The organism is Psychrobacillus sp., assembly GCF_056205495.1.
This window is the reverse complement of record NZ_JBAEAP010000223.1, coordinates 1-3,134: the sequence shown is the minus strand read 5'-3', so window position 1 is coordinate 3,134 and position 3,134 is coordinate 1. Positions and strand designations below refer to the sequence as shown.

The following is a 3,134-nucleotide window of genomic DNA, read 5'->3' as shown; positions in this document are numbered from 1 at the left end:
GTAACCGTATCATTATCAGATATAAGTAAGCTAGAACATGCAGTAATAAAAGGAAATCTAACATTAGTTGGTAGCCCATCGGGAAGTGTATACTTCTCCAATATTACAGTTGAGGGCGGTGCAGACTTTTCAGAATTAGATAGTGATAGCTACACCTTAGACGGCATAACGGTCTTAGGAAATATCATTCTATAGCTTTTATTAATACTAAAATCCCTAACTAAAAGGAGAAATATAGAGATGATAAAAAGGAACTGGAAAAAGCATTTCAATGTGCTTTTGTCTGCAACACTTATGGCTGGACTAGTTTTACCCGCCTTACCTTCGAAAGCAGTTGCGGCTACAAATGCTACAGATTTAATCATATCAGAGTACGTAGAGGGAAATAGCAATAACAAGGCAATCGAGCTCTATAATGGGACTGGCTCTGACTTAGACCTTTCTAACTATTCGATAGAGCTTTATACGAATGGTAAAACAAGTGGACCAACTGCTCTAAAATTGACAGGCACGTTAGCTCACGGTAAAACTTACGTAATTTATCATAATCAAGCGAATGCAGCCCTTAAAGCCAAAGGGGATTTGCAAAATGGTACTGTGACTGCCTTTAACGGAGACGATGTTCTTCTGTTAAAGAAATCTACGGAGGTTGTCGATTCCTTTGGTCAACTAGGAAGCACAACAAAATGGGGAGAAAATGTCACGCTAGTAAAGAAGGCGTCTATTCTTTCGGGAGATTCAAATCCTAATGACGTATATGAGGTCACTTCGCAATGGGATTCGTATCCTATAGACACATTCGACTATTTAGGTACTCATACAATGGGTGGAACAACTCCAGTGGAACCAGACCCAGAGGAGCCAGAGGAACCAACATATATTACAGTTGCTGAAGCTCGATCAGGAAAAATAGGAGACACAGTAACTATTAAGGCAATTGTAGTTGCTAACCTGAAAAACAGCATTTCTGTACAAGATGGGACGGCGGGGATTGCGGTTCGACCTTCTAGTCTTTCAGCAACGGTTGGCGATGAAGTCATTGTAACAGGTAAGCTAGCCGAATACCGAGGGCTTTTACAATTGGACAATGCTACTCTTGTTAAAAAGCAAGAACGGGTAGGTGCTCCAGCTCCTAAGGTTGTAACAGGGGCAGAAGTGAATGAAGCGAATGAATCACTTCTAGTTCAAGCTAAAGACATTACAATCACTGCAGACAACACTAATAACAACTTTACGGCTACTGACGGAACAACGAGCTTTATTGTGCGAGATGAAAATGGCACATTGAATTTAAAGGTTGGTAATGTCTATGAATCTATTACAGGAATCGTTCAACAATTTGATAATGACTATCAAATTATTCCGCGATTTGCGTCAGATATCGTAGAGGATAGCACGATTTTACAGCCGGTAGTTGCTACGCCAGGTAGCGGGACATATGTAGGGGGGACTACGGTTACTCTTTCTACTACCACATCTGGAGCTGAAATTTATTACACAATAGATGGTACAAACCCTACTGTGGAAAGCATAAAATACACGTCGCCATACGATATTCAAACGAATACAACAGTTAAGGCGATAGCGGTAACGGCTGATGGAATTTCTGAAATAAAAACCTTTGAATACATCATTACAGACAGTCTACAAATTCACGATATTCAAGGTGAAGGACATAACACACCTTTTGCAAATCAAACGGTGGAAGGAATACAAGGAGTTGTCACTTATTCATTTGTTTTAAACGGAGCAACTTACTATACGATTCAAACGCCAGATGATTTAGTAGATAACAATCCAAACACTTCGGAAGCAATTATGCTTTACAGTGGAACTAGCACTTGGCCAGTTAAAGTTGGAGATTTAGTAGAGGTTACTGGGAAAGTTAGTGAGTATGCATATGATGGATATTCCGATGCTAACCAAACAGACTTGAAAACAACTCAAATTAATGTACGAAATGACCAGGGTGGAAAAGTTACTGTAGTGAAGAGCAATGTATCTTTACCAAAGCCAATTATCATCGATGAGTCAAAGATGAATTTACAAGCAATAGATAGCGATAATTTACAAGTTTTTAATCCAACTATCGATGCAATTGATTTCTGGGAAAGTATAGAAGGGATGCGCGTGCAGGTTGGTAATGTTAAATCAGTATCACCTCAGGAGCACGGAGATTTGATTACCGTATTAGAAAATGCACCAACCAATTCTCTTCACGGAGGAGTGCTTTTTGAGGAAGGTAACCAAAACCCGAATCGTATTCAATTCCGATTGGAGCCAAATGGAGCAGCACGAAATTTCGAGGTTGCTACAGGTGACAAGTTTACGGGTCCAATTGTTGGAGTTGTAGGCTACTCGTATCAAAACTTTAAAATTTATGTTTCTCTAAATGAAATGCAAGCAGCACATACAAAGGGTACTGCTTCTCCAGAGAAAACTACAATTGTAAAAGCAGAAGACAAACTGACAATTGCTTCCTACAATTTAGAGAATTTCTCTAATAACAAATCGTCAACTTCAGACGACAAAGCTAGAAAATTAGCTAGAGCTATAGCTAATGATATGCAAAGTCCTGATATCGTTGGCGTAACAGAGGTGCAAGACAATAATGGAGAATCTGCAGGAGATTCTAAAGCAAATCAAAGCTATGAGCGCCTAATAACAGCAATTAAGGCTGCCGGCGGAGTGGAATATGAATATGTAAATATTGATCCTGTCAACAATGCAGATGGTGGAGCACCTAATGCGAATATTCGAGTTGGGTTCCTTTACAACCCTGAGCGTGTATCTTTAACCAAAGGAATGCCAGTAGGTGGAGCAACCGCTAAAGTTGGTTACGAGAATGGGAAGCTGACGCATAATCCAGGTCGAATTGACCCAACCAATAGTGCATTTAATAACAGTCGTAAGCCTTTGGCAGCTCAATTCGACTTCCAAGGTGAGAGTGTAATCGTGATTGCGAATCACTGGAATTCCAAATCGGGAGATACTCCTTTGTTTGGAGCTATTCAGCCCCCAGTTTATACAAGTGAAGCACAGCGTCACCAGATTGCAAACATAGTTTATGGATTTATAAAAGATGTTCACACGAAAAATCCAGAAGCTAATATCGTTTCATTAGGAGACTTTAA

At 39.9% G+C, this 3,134-nt stretch carries 2 protein-coding genes; both read left to right on the top strand.

The window, feature by feature from the left end; all coding sequences use genetic code 11:
* Positions 1-195 (top strand): hypothetical protein (locus AC06OU_RS06385; RefSeq protein ID WP_475854731.1); only part of this gene is annotated, 195 nt, incomplete at its 5' end.
* 45 nt (positions 196-240) lie between these two features.
* Positions 241-3,134 (top strand): chitobiase/beta-hexosaminidase C-terminal domain-containing protein (locus AC06OU_RS06380; protein WP_475854729.1); only part of this gene is annotated, 2,894 nt, incomplete at its 3' end.